Raw genomic sequence first — 14,499 nt, forward strand, 5'->3', positions numbered from 1 at the left:
GCACTTCTCCTGTATATAATAACGTTTACAGTTAGCTTATCATATGTGAACGGGGGTAATTCTTGGTGGAAGTCAAGCAACTAGACATGGAATATTCGGGCTTACATATGCTTGATGATGAAAAGCTTATTCATTTAGTTCATCAAGAAGATAAACATGCGCTAGATTTTCTAATCAACAAATACCGCAATTTTGTCCAAGGTAAAGCGCGGACATACTTCTTGATTGGAGCAGATCGTGAGGATATCGTTCAGGAAGGAATGATAGGTCTTTACAAAGCAATTCGTGACTATGACAAAGAGAAGCTTTCTTCTTTCAAAGCCTTTGCCGAATTATGTATTACGAGGCAAATAATTACCGCTATCAAAACAGCCACAAGGCAAAAACATACCCCGCTAAACTCCTATATTTCATTGGACAAGCCTATTTTTGACGAAGAATCAGATCGAACGCTAATCGATGTGATTGCAGGCTCAAGGTCCATAGATCCTGAAGAATTATTGGTGAATCAAGAGAAACTCGTAGACATGGAACTGAAGCTTTCAGAATTATTAAGCGGGTTCGAAAAGCAAGTACTTCACCTCTACCTCGATGGGTGTTCCTATCAAGAGATATCTACGAAGCTAGGACGACACCTCAAGTCGATTGATAATGCGCTGCAACGAGTAAAGAAAAAGCTCGAGCAACTGATTAAAGGAAATGAAATAAAGATTTAATAGAAAGATGCCGTTGACACAGAGCGAGGAAACGTGCTACATTATTAGTTGAAAAAATACCCTGTTAGTGGGATGATAAGATGAGTAGGAAGATAACTTTAGCATGTGCTATTTGTTCAAGTAGAAATTATTCAACAAATAAAAATGTATCCACAACATCTACCAGATTAGAAATGAAGAAATTTTGCAAGCACTGTGGGAAACATACATTACATCAAGAGACAAAGTAGCGCATGAGGTGGAGCTTGGGGGGTACAAAGAATGTTTAAGTTCTTGAAGAATGTTTCAAGGGAAATGAAAAAGGTGAGCTGGCCAACTGGCAAGGAACTAAGAAGTTATACGGTGATCGTATTAACGACTGTTGTTTTAATCGCCATCTTCTTTTTCATTGTCGACTTCGGAATTTCACAGCTTTTAGAACTTCTTTGAATAATAATCCGTTAACTATGCTATAATGAAAATAAATATACATTCAAAAGAAAACCCGCAATCAGCCGGGTTTTTCATATTGGGATAAAACAGGTGTACTCCGATTATACTATCTAAGGGAGGGAAAGGGCGTACTGTCCTGAATACATGGAGAAAAATTGGTATGTTGTGCATACGTACTCTGGTTATGAAAATAAAGTGAAAATCAACCTCGAAAAACGAGTAGAAACAATGGGGATGCAAGATAAAATTTTCCGCGTTGTTGTTCCGGAGGACGAAGAAACAGAAATTAAAAATGGGAAAAAGAAAGTAGTTAAAAAGAAATCTTTCCCTGGTTACGTTTTAACAGAAATGGTGATGACAGATGATTCCTGGTACGTTGTACGGAATACACCAGGCGTAACTGGATTCGTCGGTTCAAGTGGTCACGGAACAAAACCAACACCATTATTACCGGATGAAGTTGATGCTGTTCTGAAACGAATGGGAGTCCAAGCATCTGAAGTACAAGTTGATTTTGAATTGAAAGAGAATGTGAAGGTGAAAGAAGGACCATTCGCAGACTTTGAAGGAACGATTGAAAATATTGATCTGGATAAACAGAAGTTAAAAGTCCATGTCAATATGTTCGGTAGAGAAACACCTATCGAACTAGATTTTACTCAGGTGGAGAAACTATAGAACAGCTCAGGTTAATTGGTAGTATGATTGTTTATAGTATAAAATAAAATTCCCCCTTGCAATTTTACTTTATACATGGTAGAATTTCTATGTTATTTATGTGCTTCGCAGTTGAAGTACTTGAGTAAGAGTGGGAGGGGAAATCCCTAATACCACATCACGGACTTTAAGGAGGTGTGTCTCGTGGCTAATAAAGTAATCAAATTAGTGAAATTGCAAATCCCTGCTGGTAAAGCTACTCCAGCACCACCGGTTGGACCAGCACTTGGTCAAGCGGGTATTAACATTATGGGATTCTGTAAAGAGTTCAATGCACGTACACAAGAACAGGCAGGTTTAATTATCCCTGTAGAAATTACGGTATTTGAAGACCGTTCATTTACATTTGTTACGAAAACTCCACCAGCAGCTGTTCTGCTTAAGAAAGCGGCAGGAATTAACGCTGGATCTGGTGAGCCAAACAAAACAAAAGTGGCTACAGTTAAACGTGCTGAAGTAAAAGAAATCGCAGAAACAAAAATGCAAGACTTGAATGCAGCAGATGTTGAAGCTGCTATGCGTATGGTCGAAGGTACTGCCCGAAGCATGGGTATTACAATCGAAGACTAATTTCAAAACTTGGTTAGCTGTGGTCTCCCTCTGGAATCACAGCTATTTCACAAGAGAGTAAGCAACCGTTTAGGTGAGTGCAGACTCGCTCGCAGGAAGTGAGTGGTTCGACGTTGCCGCAGGACGTGGCGTACTTAGTCGAACACCCCCTCCCCGCTATCCGAAAAGCGAAAACAAAGCAGTCGGATAGCTGGAGGAGTGCAACGCACCCATAAACTTAAGCTTTCACCGTAGGAATTACGGGTAGTGCCTAGGATATATAAGAGAAACTGCTGTAAGCTAAGAAATGCATTTACAAGGTATGCTCTGTTTCTAGGAATCCTTTGACTTTTAGTCATGGGAGGTTCAAGCGTGGGAGGTATAACCGCTAACACCACAATAGAGGAGGAAATATAATGGCAAAAAGAGGTAAAAAGTATCAAGAAGCAGAAAAGCTGATTGATCGTTCAAAAACATACGAAATCAATGAAGCTGTTTCCCTTGCTAAACAAACTGCAAAAGCCAGTTTTGACGAAACAATGGAAGTAGCATTCCGTCTGGGAGTAGATCCGAAGAAAGCGGACCAACAAATCCGCGGAGCAATGGTTCTGCCGCACGGAACTGGTAAAACGCAACGCGTACTTGTTTTCGCGAAAGGTGAAAAAGCAAAAGAAGCAGAAGCTGCTGGAGCTGACTATGTAGGTGAGGCAGAATTCATCGAGAAAATCAACGGTGGTTGGTTTGATTTTGATGTGATTGTTGCAACTCCAGACATGATGGCTGAAGTAGGTAAGCTTGGTAGAGTGCTTGGACCTCGTGGTCTAATGCCTAACCCGAAAACTGGAACTGTAACATTTGAAGTGGAAAAAGCAGTTAACGATATTAAAGCTGGACAAGTAGAATATCGTGTTGATAAGCAGTCCAACGTTCATGTTCCATTCGGTAAAGCTTCTTTCGATGAAAACAAACTTGTTGAGAACCTAGAAGCAATCATTGATCAAATTGTTAAAGTGAAGCCTCAATCATCAAAAGGTAACTACTTGAAGAACGTTTCTGTTGCTTCAACAATGGGACCTGGCGTCAAGGTTGACGTTTCTGGGTACAAATAAACAAATCATTGACTTGAAATAAGTCATCTGATATACTGATTACGTTATAAAAGAATACATTATACCGTAGACAGCAGGTGCGACCCGTCGCTTAATTTCCCGCCGAGGTGTTTTATAAAAACGATCCAAGTACGCTTATTTGGAAAGTGGTATAAAGCTCTCATGTCTATCTGAGGGCTTTTTTTATAGACTTGATACGGAAAATGCTAATAGAACGGTATGGTATAAGTAATTAGGAGGTGGAACAATGTCTAATGTATTGGAACAAAAGAAGCAAATTGTACAAGAAATCGCAGATAAGTTCAAAGAAAGTCAAACGTCTGTTGTAGTCGACTACCGCGGACTTGACGTTGCGCAAGTTACTGAATTACGTAAACAACTACGTGAAGAAGGTATTGAGTTTCATGTTTACAAAAACACGATGACCCGTCGTGCTGTAGAAGCTGCAGAATTAGAAGGTCTAAACGATGTGCTTACCGGACCGAACGCTATTGCTTTCGGAAAAGATGACGTCGTAGCACCTGCTCGTGTCCTTAACAACTTCGCTAAGGAGAATGAAGAACTTGAAATTAAAGGTGGCGTCATCGAAGGGCAAGTAGTTTCTTTAGAACAGATTAAAGAGCTTGCTGACCTGCCGAACTACGAAGGTATGGTTTCTATGTTACTCAGCGTGCTGCAAGCACCAATCCGCAACCTTGCTTATGCAGTTAAGTCTGTTGCTGATAAAGAAGAGGAAGAACAAGGCGCATAATGCCAGAACGTATAAAAATTAAAATTAATTAGGAGGATTTAAATCATGACTAAAGAAGAAATGATTAGTGCGATTAAAGAAATGTCCGTTTTAGAATTAAACGACTTAGTAAAAGCTATTGAGGAAGAGTTTGGCGTAACAGCTGCTGCTCCAGTTGCAGTTGCAGGCGGAGCTGCTGGTGGCGGAGCTGCTGAAGAGCAAACAGAATTTGACGTTGTTCTTACAGGAGCAGGCGCTTCTAAAATTAAAGTTGTTAAAGCAGTTCGTGAAATCACTGGTCTTGGACTTAAAGATGCAAAAGACCTTGTGGATAACGCACCAAAAGCAATTAAAGAAGGCGTAGCGAAAGAAGAAGCTGAAGAAGTTAAAGGTAAGCTTGAAGAAGCTGGCGCTGAAGTAGAAGTTAAATAAGTTTATTTAAATAAAGAGCTCGTCGTTCATGTCGACGGGCTCTTGTTCATAACAATTTCTTATTCTTCATCTATCTATTCCATTACAATTACTTCTAAGGTTGCGACTTTTAAGGTCCCGCCTTACACACGATAAATGATAATCAGAAGCGTGGTGTTCCGAATGACCGAGCATTACTATTCAAAAAAGCCCCATACAGATAGTTCACCAAAAACCTGGAAAGCGGAATTACGGAATCAGACGTATACATTCACAAGTGACACGAATGTTTTCTCTAAAAATAGAATCGATTTTGGCTCGCGTTTGTTGATTGAGTGTTTTGCCGAACCATCCGTCCAAGGAGACTTTTTGGATCTTGGTTGTGGTTATGGACCGATTGGCATTTCTTTAGCGGGATCTTTTCCAAAGAGGGATGTAGTGCTTGCGGATGTAAATGAAAGAGCGATCCGATTAGCGGAGGAAAATGCCAAGGAAAATAGTTTGTCAAATGTGGCAGTTGTAAATAGCGACCGGTTTTCAGGGTTGAAAAAAAGAACTTTTGCTGCGATAATCACGAACCCGCCAATTCGAGCTGGCAAGGATATCGTGCATGGGATGTTTGAGGATGCGGAAAAAGCTTTAGTGAAGAATGGTGAGCTGTGGGTAGTCATCCAAAAGAAACAAGGTGCGCCATCTGCGCAGAAAAAGATCAACGAACTATTCGGAAATGTGACAGTCGTTGCTAGAGAAAAAGGTTATTATATTTTAAGAGCACGTAAAGTTTGACCTGATGGCCTTGTTGTGGTAACATACTATAATGCTAAGATTGGCTCCATTTGTCAAGTCGGAACGAGGATTATACGGGTATAAACGTATATTTTATCTATGGACGGGGACAATGGATGAAGTATTCTAGACAGCTTGATTAATATTTCTTCATATAGTTTACCAAAATTTAAACGAGTTGTACAACTGTATTTTATTTTCTTTAAAAAATACAGTTCTAAACGAAGAGGTAACCTTACGAAGATATGCGTATGCAATAAAACGAAATTGGTTTATGTTTCCATTATCGTTTTTATTTATGAAAAAATTTCCGTAGAAGAAAATCTGCGAAAACATAAGATTTTAAGGGGTGAAGCAGTTGACAGGACAACTAGTTCAATATGGCAAGCATCGCCAGCGTAGAAGCTATGCACGTATCAGTGAAGTGTTGGAGCTGCCAAATTTAATCGAAATTCAAACCGCTTCTTATGAATGGTTCATGGAGGAAGGGTTACGGGAAATGTTCAGAGATATTTCACCAATTGAAGATTTCACCGGAAACCTATCATTAGAGTTTGTAGATTATAGTTTAGGTGAGCCTAACTATCCTGTGGACGAATCAAAGGAAAGAGATGTGACCTATAATGCCCCGCTTCGAGTACGGGTTCGGTTATTAAACAACGAAACCGGTGAAGTGAAGGAACAAGAAGTATTTATGGGTGACTTCCCGTTGATGACTGATACAGGAACGTTCATTATTAACGGAGCTGAACGTGTAATCGTCTCGCAGCTTGTACGTTCCCCAAGTGTGTACTTCAGTGATAAATTTGATAAGAACGGTAGACGTGGTGTGCAAGCCACTGTTATTCCGAACCGTGGTGCATGGCTTGAGTTTGAGACGGATGCAAAAGACGTCGCTTTTGTACGAATTGACCGAACGCGGAAATTACCGATTACAGTGCTGTTACGAGCATTAGGATTTGGTACGGATCAGGAAATCATCGAATTGATCGGTGATAATGAGTATTTAAGAAACACCCTTGAAAAAGATAATACTGAAACAACTGAAAAAGCATTACTAGAAATTTACGAACGCCTTCGTCCAGGGGAGCCTCCGACAGTTGAAAACGCGAAAAGCCTTTTGGTCACACGCTTTTTCGATCCGAAGCGCTATGACTTGGCACACGTTGGTCGTTATAAAATGAATAAAAAACTAAACATCAAGAACCGTCTGTTCAATCAGGTATTAGCTGAAACAATAGCTGACCCGGAAACAGGAGAAGTTCTTGCGGAAAAAGGTGACCGTCTAGAACGTAAGTTATTAGACAAATTAATCCCGCTTCTTGAAAGAGAAGAAGAAAAACTGGGAGAAAAAACCTTCAGCCCGCATGACGGTGTGTTAGATGAGGATATTGTATTGCAATCGATTCGGATTGTTGACCCGACAGATCCAGAAGGTGAGCGGGAGTTAACGATCATTGGAAACGGCGGTGTAGACAGAGACATTAAAAATATTACACCAGCGGACATCCTGGCATCAATCAGTTATTTCTTTAATCAATTGCATAATGTTGGTGATGTGGACGATATCGACCATTTAGGGAATCGTCGTCTGCGTTCGGTTGGTGAGCTCCTTCAAAACCAATTCCGAATCGGTTTATCTCGTATGGAGCGTGTAGTGCGTGAGAGAATGTCCATTCAGGACACATCAAGTGTTACACCACAGCAACTGATCAATATTCGTCCTGTTATTGCATCGATTAAAGAGTTCTTTGGTAGTTCGCAGTTATCCCAGTTCATGGACCAAACGAACCCACTAGGAGAGCTTACACATAAGCGTCGTTTATCAGCGCTTGGTCCGGGAGGTCTGACCCGTGAACGAGCAGGATTCGAAGTTCGTGACGTACACTATTCCCACTACGGGCGTATGTGTCCAATTGAAACACCTGAAGGACCGAACATCGGCTTGATCAACTCCTTATCGAGTTATGCAAAAGTAAATAAATTCGGTTTTATTGAGTCCCCATATCGTCGTGTTGACCCAGAAACCGGTCAAGTAACGGAACAAATCGACTATTTAACGGCTGATGAGCAAGATAATTACATCGTTGCGCAAGCGAATGCTTCATTAGATGAGAATAACCGCTTCGTGAATGAAGAAGTAATTGCTCGTTTCCGTGAAGATAACATTGTCGTATCCAGGGATAAGATTGATTATATGGATGTGTCACCAAAGCAGGTTGTTTCTGCGGCGACAGCATGTATTCCATTTCTTGAGAATGATGACTCGAACCGCGCACTAATGGGAGCAAATATGCAGAAGCAGGCTGTTCCGTTACTTGTTCCTGAGTCTCCAATTGTAGGTACGGGTATGGAGTATGTGAATGGTAAAGATTCTGGTGCTGCTGTTATTTGTCGCCATAATGGAATTGTGGAGCGTGTTGAAGCAAAAGAAGTCGTCATTCGCCGTATTTCTGAAGTGGACGGTAAAGAAGTTGAAGGAGATACGGACACATACAGATTACAGAAGTTCCAACGTACAAACCAAGGAACATGTTATAACCAGCGTCCAATCGTTAAAGAAGGGGACCGCGTAACAAGAGGCGAAGTCCTTGCAGATGGTCCGTCAATGGAGCTTGGAGAACTTGCACTCGGTCGTAACGTGTTAGTCGGCTTCATGACTTGGGAAGGTTATAACTATGAAGATGCGATTATTATGAGTGAGCGTCTCGTCAAAGATGACGTATATACATCCATTCATATTGAAGAATTTGAACTGGAAGCTCGTGATACAAAACTTGGTCCGGAAGAAATTACAAGAGATATTCCAAACGTCGGAGAAGACGCACTGAAAAATCTTGATGAAGAAGGAATCATCCGGATTGGAGCGGAAGTGAAAGACGGAGATATTCTTGTCGGTAAAGTAACGCCTAAGGGAGTTACGGAGCTTTCTGCTGAAGAACGTCTGCTTCATGCGATTTTTGGAGAGAAAGCCCGTGAAGTAAGAGACACATCCCTGCGTGTGCCACATGGCGGTGGAGGAATCGTTCTTGACGTTCGCGTATTTAACCGTGAAGACGGAGATGAGCTTTCGCCAGGTGTGAATCAACTCGTTCGCGTCTATATCGTTCAGAAGCGTAAAATATCTGAAGGGGATAAAATGGCAGGACGGCACGGAAACAAAGGTGTTATCTCGAAGATTTTACCGGAAGAAGATATGCCGTTTATGCCAGATGGAACACCGATTGATATTATGCTGAACCCGCTTGGGGTACCATCGCGAATGAACATCGGACAAGTGTTCGAACTCCATCTTGGAATGGCGGCAAGACTGCTTGGACTTCACGTTGCATCTCCAGTATTTGACGGAGCAACGGAGGAAGATGTCTATGCGACATTGGAGGAGGCTGGGATGGCAAGAGATGCGAAAACCGTCCTTTACGATGGAAGAACAGGTGAGTCCTTTGATACCCGCGTATCTGTCGGAGTCATGTATATGCTGAAACTAGCACATATGGTTGATGACAAACTACACGCACGTTCCACTGGACCATATTCACTTGTTACCCAGCAGCCGCTTGGAGGTAAAGCACAATTTGGTGGTCAGCGTTTCGGTGAGATGGAAGTGTGGGCACTTGAAGCATACGGTGCAGCATACACCCTGCAAGAGATTTTAACTGTCAAATCCGATGACACGGTTGGCCGTGTGAAAACATACGAATCAATCGTGAAAGGTCATAATGTACCTGAACCGGGAGTTCCTGAATCATTCAAAGTATTGATTAAAGAGCTTCAGAGCTTAGGGCTTGACGTGAAAATGCTGAACAGCCAAGAAGATGAAATCGATATGCGTGAGCTAGAGGATGAAGAGGTTCAAGCAGCTTCCAAACTCAATTTAGATATCGAAGAAAATTAATAACCAAAAGCGTAAGCGCCCGGTTAGCAACGTACAAACTGGAGCACTCTGGAATGAGATAAAGGAAACACGGCGAACGTAGAGAGCCGATGTTGACTTATCGATTGGAAGAGTGTGAAGTTTGATAGTTGCTGGGCGCTAGAGCTGGACGTGGCTGTTCAAGGATTTAGTTACGTACAGCAATTAAATTTTATAACTTTCTACAATTAAACAGGAGTGAGAATTGGTAATGGGCTATCAATTCTCCTTCTCTTATATAAATACAGCACACTAAATAAGGGAGGATTGCCCCTTGCTAGATGTAAATACGTTTGAATATATGAAAATTGGTTTAGCTTCCCCTGAGAAAATCCGTTCATGGTCTTTCGGAGAAGTAAAGAAACCAGAAACAATTAATTATCGAACGCTCAAACCAGAAAAAGATGGCCTGTTCTGTGAAAGAATTTTCGGTCCCCAAAAGGACTGGGAATGTCACTGCGGGAAATACAAGCGCGTTAGATATAAAGGCGTTGTTTGTGACCGTTGTGGAGTGGAAGTGACAAAAGCAAAAGTACGCCGTGAAAGAATGGGACATATTGAACTTGCTGCACCGGTATCCCATATTTGGTATTTCAAAGGAATTCCAAGCCGGATGGGATTAGTGCTTGATATGTCACCACGAGCATTAGAAGAAGTCATCTACTTTGCTGCATATATTGTCACAGATTCGGGCAACACACCACTTGAGAAGAAACAACTATTATCCGAGAAAGAATACCGTGCGTATTACGATAAATACGGAAAATCCTTCCGAGCTGAAATGGGTGCTGAAGCGATTCGTAAGCTTCTTCAGGATATTGATCTGGAAAAAGAAGTAAAAGCATTACGTGAAGAGTTGAAGACTGCTCAAGGTCAGCGCAGAACAAGAGCAATCAAACGGCTTGAAGTCATGGAAGCATTTCGTAATTCCGGGAATGAACCGGATTGGATGGTTTTAGATGTCCTGCCGGTTATTCCTCCTGAAATCCGCCCAATGGTACAGCTTGATGGTGGCCGCTTTGCAACATCGGACCTGAATGATCTGTACCGCCGAGTAATTAACAGAAACAACCGCCTGAAAAGATTGCTGGATCTTGGAGCACCAGGCATTATTGTGCAAAACGAAAAACGTATGCTTCAAGAAGCGGTAGATGCTTTAATTGATAACGGACGTAGAGGTCGTCCAGTTACTGGTCCAGGAAACAGACCGTTAAAATCCCTCTCTCATATGTTGAAAGGGAAGCAAGGTCGTTTCCGTCAAAACTTGCTCGGAAAACGGGTAGATTACTCTGGCCGTTCGGTTATCGTAGTTGGACCGAGTTTAAAAATGTACCAGTGTGGACTTCCAAGAGAAATGGCACTTGAACTCTTCAAGCCATTCATTATGAAAGAATTGGTTGATAGAGGGCTTGCGCACAATATTAAATCTGCAAAACGTAAAATTGAACGGGTTCATCCGGATGTATGGGATGTACTGGAAGATGTTATTAAAGAACATCCAGTGCTTTTAAACCGTGCACCTACTCTGCACCGTTTAGGGATTCAAGCCTTCGAGCCAACGCTCGTAGATGGCCGGGCCATTCACTTGCACCCGCTCGTATGTACAGCTTATAACGCTGACTTTGACGGTGACCAAATGGCAGTTCACGTGCCGTTATCAGCAGAAGCTCAAGCGGAAGCTCGTCTTCTCATGCTTGCAGCCCAAAATATTCTTAACCCTAAAGATGGTAAACCGGTTGTTACTCCTTCACAGGATATGGTTTTAGGAAACTATTATTTAACATTGGAACGTGAAGATGCAATCGGTGAGGGAAGTATTTTCAAAGACGCGAATGAAGCACTCATGTCTTACTATAATGGAAATGTCCATTTGCATACGAGGGTTGCAGTTCAAGCAGGAAGCTTAAACAATAAGACATTTACAGAAGAGCAGAATAACCAGCTATTACTTACAACAGTTGGTAAACTGATCTTTAATGAAATACTACCAGACTCATTCCCGTATATTAATGAGCCGACAAGGACGAACTTGGAGCAGCAAACGCCAGATAAGTTCTTTGTAGAAGCGGGAACAGATGTAACAGAGCTAATTAAAAACAGTGAAATTGTTAAGCCGTTTAAGAAAGGCTTTCTTGGCGATATTATTGCAGAAGTCTTTAAACGCTTTAAGATTATTGAAACATCCAAAATGCTTGACCGCATGAAAGATTTAGGATTCAAGTATTCAACGAAGGCTGGTATGACGGTGGGTATCTCAGATATTGTCGTCTTGCCGGGTAAAGAAAAAATCTTAGATGAAGCACAAGAAAAAGTCGATAAAGTGCTTAAGCAATTCCGTCGTGGTCTTGTGACGGAAGAAGAACGTTACGATCGTGTTATTGCAATCTGGACACAGGCGAAGGACTACATCCAGGAGAAACTGATGGAATCCCTCGACAACCGGAACCCAATTTACATGATGAGTGACTCTGGAGCACGGGGTAACGCATCGAACTTTACACAGCTTGCTGGAATGCGTGGACTCATGGCCGACCCATCTGGTAAGATTATCGAGCTCCCGATCAAATCCAGCTTCCGTGAAGGATTAACGGTTCTTGAATACTTTATTTCTACACACGGTGCCCGTAAAGGACTTGCGGATACGGCGCTTAAGACGGCCGACTCTGGTTACTTGACGAGACGTCTAGTGGACGTTGCGCAAGATGTTATTATCCGTGAAGAAGATTGTGGAACAGACCGTGGCCTTGTCGTAACTTCCTTAGAAGATGGCTCAGAAGTAATTGAACCATTATTTGACCGCCTAGTAGGCCGCACAGCATTCAATGATGTAGTTCATCCGGAAAATGGAACAATCATCGCAGGGCATAACGAAATGATCAACGAAGACCAGGCGAAAGAGATCATCAATGCTGGTATTAAAGAAGTTACCATTCGTACTGCGTTTACATGTAATACGAAGCATGGTGTTTGTCAGAAGTGTTATGGACGTAACCTTGCAACAGGTTCAGATGTGGAGGTTGGAGAAGCGGTAGGTATTATTGCAGCCCAGTCCATTGGGGAACCAGGTACACAGTTAACAATGCGTACATTCCACACTGGCGGTGTTGCAGGAGATGATATCACCCAAGGTTTACCGCGTATTCAAGAGCTATTTGAAGCTCGTAATCCGAAAGGGGAAGCCGCGATTACAGAGATCGGCGGTACGGTCCAGGAAATTAAAGAAACAAAAGACAAATATGAAATTGTTATCCAAGGTACGGTTGAGCAGCGCTCTTACCCTGTACCATATAATGCAAGAATGAAAGTTGCAGAAGGTGACCAAGTAGAAGTAGGTCAAGAATTGACAGAAGGATCGGTTGACCCGAAAGAACTGCTGCGCGTAAAAGGCGTCGAAGGTGTTCAAGATTATCTATTGCGTGAAGTACAACGGGTATACCGAATGCAAGGTGTTGAAATCGGCGATAAACACGTTGAAGTAATGGTGCGTCAAATGCTCCGTAAAGTCCGTGTAGTTAATGCTGGAGATACGGACGCTTTACCAGGATCTTTATTAGAGTTACATCAGTTCAGGGAAATCAATGAACCATTTCTTCTAAACAATGGAAATCCTGCGATTGGAAAACCGGTCTTGTTAGGAATTACGAAAGCATCTCTTGAGACAGATTCCTTCCTATCTGCGGCATCCTTCCAAGAAACAACAAGAGTTCTTACAGATGCTGCAATCAAAGGGAAACGTGATGAGCTCCTTGGTCTGAAGGAGAACGTCATTATCGGGAAACTTGTCCCAGCAGGTACTGGAATGCAACAATACCGTACGATTGAAGCGGGGTTAGACCAGCCTGCAACAGAAGGTAACGAAGAAACGGAAGAGACCGTACAATAAATACAAATGAAGTCAAGACAATCAAGTGAAAAATAGGAAGCACCTGAAAATTAACAAGAAAAATATTGACATTGAAAACCGTCAATGTTACTATATTCAAGGTGCTTCCGATTCCACTTGTTACTTTTAAGGATGAAGGAAGTAAACGTTAAAGAAGTTGGTGTTTCGACTATAGCAATAAAGAAGAGTTTTGGTGGGTTTTCCGCCAATCATTCTTTTTTACCTTAGAATGAACCACCTGGATGTGTGGTGTTACATCTCACTTCTAAATAGCTTGTTATAATCATCCATAAATGAAGAGGAAGGAGGAAACGATAGAATGCCTACAATTAACCAATTAATCCGTAAAGGTCGCGTGAGCAAGCCTAAAAAGTATGACTCTCCTGCACTTAACGTAGGATACAACAGCTTTAAAAAGCAGTTCACAAAACTAAATTCTCCACAAAAACGTGGTGTATGTACTCGTGTTGGTACACTAACTCCTAAAAAACCGAACTCAGCATTACGTAAATATGCGCGTGTTCGTTTATCTAATAACATGGAAGTTACTGCATACATCCCTGGAATTGGCCACAACTTACAAGAGCACAGCGTTGTTTTACTTCGCGGTGGACGTGTAAAAGACTTACCTGGGGTACGTTATCACGTTGTACGTGGTGCACTTGATACTGCAGGTGTAGAAGGACGTATGCAAGGACGCTCCAAGTATGGTGCGAAAAAGCCAAAAGAAAATTAATTGAAACTGAAATCAGATAGAGAAGAAAGGAGGTAGACATATGCCACGTAAAGGACCAGTACCTAAGCGCGATGTCTTACCAGATCCACTTTATAGTTCAAAATTAGTTACTCGCCTTATCAACCAGATTATGGTTGATGGGAAGAGAGGTAAGGCACAAAAGATTCTTTATAAAGCATTCAACCTTGTTCAAGAGCGTACAGGACAAGATCCAATGGAAGTTTTTGAACAGGCGATGAAGAATGTAATGCCTGTACTTGAAGTGCGTGCACGCCGTGTTGGGGGATCTAACTATCAAGTACCGATTGAAGTTCGCCCAGAACGTCGTCAAGCTTTAGGTTTACGTTATCTTGTAAATTACTCCCGTCTGCGCGGTGAGAAAACAATGGAAGATAGACTTGCTAATGAAATAATCGATGCTTCTAATAACACGGGCGCAGCAGTTAGACGCCGTGAAGAAATGCACAAGATGGCAGAAGCGAACAAAGCATTCGCTCACTATCGTTGGTAAGATTAA

General features: G+C 41.9%; 13 protein-coding genes and 1 other annotated feature. All 13 genes read left to right on the forward strand.

From position 1 onward, the window contains the following. Positions 1–86 precede the first annotated feature (86 nt). Positions 87–716 (forward strand): RNA polymerase sporulation sigma factor SigH, encoded by a 630-nt coding sequence (gene sigH, locus LZD48_RS12010; RefSeq protein WP_235763084.1) that lies wholly within the window; start codon positions 87–89, stop codon positions 714–716. 80 nt (positions 717–796) lie between these two features. After that, a complete protein-coding gene (rpmG, locus tag LZD48_RS12015; protein ID WP_235762985.1) occupies positions 797–946 on the forward strand; it encodes a 50S ribosomal protein L33 in 150 nt (49 codons plus the stop codon). 31 nt (positions 947–977) lie between these two features. Next, positions 978–1,145 (forward strand): preprotein translocase subunit SecE, encoded by a 168-nt coding sequence (secE, locus tag LZD48_RS12020; protein ID WP_235762986.1) that lies wholly within the window; start codon positions 978–980, stop codon positions 1,143–1,145. Between the two features lie 147 nt (positions 1,146–1,292). Beyond that, positions 1,293–1,826 (forward strand): transcription termination/antitermination protein NusG, encoded by a 534-nt coding sequence (gene nusG, locus LZD48_RS12025; RefSeq protein WP_235762987.1) that lies wholly within the window; start codon positions 1,293–1,295, stop codon positions 1,824–1,826. Positions 1,827–2,009: 183 nt separating this feature from the next. Beyond that, a complete protein-coding gene (rplK, locus tag LZD48_RS12030) occupies positions 2,010–2,435 on the forward strand; it encodes a 50S ribosomal protein L11 (protein ID WP_235762988.1) in 426 nt (141 codons plus the stop codon). Between the two features lie 395 nt (positions 2,436–2,830). Then, positions 2,831–3,523: a 50S ribosomal protein L1 gene (gene rplA, locus LZD48_RS12035; protein ID WP_235762989.1), complete on the forward strand. Its 693-nt coding sequence runs from the start codon at positions 2,831–2,833 to the stop codon at positions 3,521–3,523. Positions 3,524–3,569: 46 nt separating this feature from the next. Next, positions 3,570–3,716, forward strand: a sequence feature (ribosomal protein L10 leader region). A 54-nt stretch (positions 3,717–3,770) separates the two neighbouring features. Beyond that, entirely contained in the window at positions 3,771–4,274 is a 504-nt protein-coding gene (gene rplJ / locus LZD48_RS12040; RefSeq protein WP_235762990.1) for a 50S ribosomal protein L10, read from the forward strand. A 45-nt stretch (positions 4,275–4,319) separates the two neighbouring features. After that, positions 4,320–4,685: a 50S ribosomal protein L7/L12 gene (rplL, locus tag LZD48_RS12045; RefSeq protein ID WP_235762991.1), complete on the forward strand. Its 366-nt coding sequence runs from the start codon at positions 4,320–4,322 to the stop codon at positions 4,683–4,685. 162 nt (positions 4,686–4,847) lie between these two features. Then, entirely contained in the window at positions 4,848–5,450 is a 603-nt protein-coding gene (locus LZD48_RS12050) for a class I SAM-dependent methyltransferase (RefSeq protein ID WP_235762992.1), read from the forward strand. Positions 5,451–5,808: 358 nt separating this feature from the next. Beyond that, positions 5,809–9,345: a DNA-directed RNA polymerase subunit beta gene (rpoB, locus tag LZD48_RS12055; protein WP_235762993.1), complete on the forward strand. Its 3,537-nt coding sequence runs from the start codon at positions 5,809–5,811 to the stop codon at positions 9,343–9,345. A 292-nt stretch (positions 9,346–9,637) separates the two neighbouring features. Then, positions 9,638–13,246 (forward strand): DNA-directed RNA polymerase subunit beta', encoded by a 3,609-nt coding sequence (gene rpoC / locus LZD48_RS12060; RefSeq protein WP_235762994.1) that lies wholly within the window; start codon positions 9,638–9,640, stop codon positions 13,244–13,246. A 319-nt stretch (positions 13,247–13,565) separates the two neighbouring features. Continuing rightward, positions 13,566–13,982, forward strand: coding sequence for a 30S ribosomal protein S12 (rpsL, locus tag LZD48_RS12065; RefSeq protein WP_156857276.1), 417 nt, complete (start codon positions 13,566–13,568; stop codon positions 13,980–13,982). Between the two features lie 40 nt (positions 13,983–14,022). After that, positions 14,023–14,493 (forward strand): 30S ribosomal protein S7, encoded by a 471-nt coding sequence (gene rpsG / locus LZD48_RS12070; RefSeq protein WP_235762995.1) that lies wholly within the window; start codon positions 14,023–14,025, stop codon positions 14,491–14,493. Positions 14,494–14,499 lie beyond the last annotated feature (6 nt).

The sequence above is a fragment of the Oceanobacillus alkalisoli genome (assembly GCF_021556485.1).
GTDB lineage: Bacteria > Bacillota > Bacilli > Bacillales > Amphibacillaceae > Oceanobacillus > Oceanobacillus alkalisoli.

What these genes read in the sequence shown, in the direction of transcription:
- sigH (WP_235763084.1), top strand. Translation starts at nt 87, where the DNA reads ATGGAATATTCGGGCTTACATATGCTTGATGATGAAAAGCTTATTCAT.
- rpmG (WP_235762985.1), top strand. Translation starts at nt 797, where the DNA reads ATGAGTAGGAAGATAACTTTAGCATGTGCTATTTGTTCAAGTAGAAAT.
- secE (WP_235762986.1), top strand. Translation starts at nt 978, where the DNA reads ATGTTTAAGTTCTTGAAGAATGTTTCAAGGGAAATGAAAAAGGTGAGC.
- nusG (WP_235762987.1), top strand. Translation starts at nt 1,293, where the DNA reads ATGGAGAAAAATTGGTATGTTGTGCATACGTACTCTGGTTATGAAAAT.
- rplA (WP_235762989.1), top strand. Translation starts at nt 2,831, where the DNA reads ATGGCAAAAAGAGGTAAAAAGTATCAAGAAGCAGAAAAGCTGATTGAT.
- rplJ (WP_235762990.1), top strand. Translation starts at nt 3,771, where the DNA reads ATGTCTAATGTATTGGAACAAAAGAAGCAAATTGTACAAGAAATCGCA.
- rplL (WP_235762991.1), top strand. Translation starts at nt 4,320, where the DNA reads ATGACTAAAGAAGAAATGATTAGTGCGATTAAAGAAATGTCCGTTTTA.
- LZD48_RS12050 (WP_235762992.1), top strand. Translation starts at nt 4,848, where the DNA reads ATGACCGAGCATTACTATTCAAAAAAGCCCCATACAGATAGTTCACCA.
- rpsL (WP_156857276.1), top strand. Translation starts at nt 13,566, where the DNA reads ATGCCTACAATTAACCAATTAATCCGTAAAGGTCGCGTGAGCAAGCCT.
- rpsG (WP_235762995.1), top strand. Translation starts at nt 14,023, where the DNA reads ATGCCACGTAAAGGACCAGTACCTAAGCGCGATGTCTTACCAGATCCA.